This is a genomic window from Paenarthrobacter sp. CM16 (assembly GCF_013179505.1).
Lineage (GTDB): Bacteria > Actinomycetota > Actinomycetes > Actinomycetales > Micrococcaceae > Arthrobacter.
On sequence record NZ_JABMCX010000586.1, the window covers coordinates 1 to 787 of the forward strand.

At 57.6% G+C, this 787-nt stretch carries 1 protein-coding gene; it reads right to left on the bottom strand.

What is annotated here, in order from left to right; genetic code table 11:
- Positions 1-220: 220 nt before the first annotated feature.
- Positions 221-577, bottom strand: coding sequence for a hypothetical protein (locus HP499_RS24670; RefSeq protein WP_172326631.1), 357 nt, complete (start codon positions 575-577; stop codon positions 221-223).
- Between the last annotated feature and the right edge of the window lie 210 nt (positions 578-787).

A 787-nucleotide genomic window follows, 5' to 3' on the forward strand; every position in this document is an offset into this window, starting at 1 on the left:
AGGACTGGGCTGCCCGGGCGCGGCGGGAGGAACGTGGTGTTCCTGAGCCAAAGATGGGCAAGAGGCCGGTGCAGGTTGACTTCGGCTGGCCGCCACCACGAATGCGGGGACGGGGAGACGCTTCTCGTCTGTGAGCGTCAGCGATTGATGCGGTTGCTGATCGAGGGTTATCGGCACAAGCGCACAGGTGGAACACTGCCAGAGGGGTCAATACGGGCCTTCATCGTGCTGTTGTGAAGACGGTCCAGAGCGAGCCGGCAACGAACATGGCTCCCATCAGCATGTAGATGAATCCCATGCCTTTGATGGTCGGTAGGTCAGCAATCGTGAAACCGTCCGGGGCGATGTTCTTGCTTTCCCTATAAAGACGGGACCACGTTGTGGCGGTGTTCCTGATGTCCCTGAAAATGCAGAATCCCAGAGAAAACACTGACACTCCGGCCAAGCTGATGGGGATCAAAACGGCCCAGAACGGCAACTTCAAGGCCGTCAGGATGAACGACAGAATGAAGAACGCAGGAAAACAGAGCATCAGTGCTTTGGCTGGCTGGGGCCACTCGACGTAGATCCGCCGCATGAGTCGAAAGTTTCCGATGATCACTCCTTAGTTCGTCGCCTGGAACTTAGGCAGGCTTTCCGGCGCCAGTACCAGCGCGGAGAAGAAAGCCAGCAGCCCGGAAGCTACGCCCGTTTGGGCTCCGGCAGTTTCGTCCTGCCTGTTTCATAGTGAAGTTCGTCGTTGTTCTGCAGAGTAAACAGCTTGTCGGCGACGACCTGTGACAAGGCT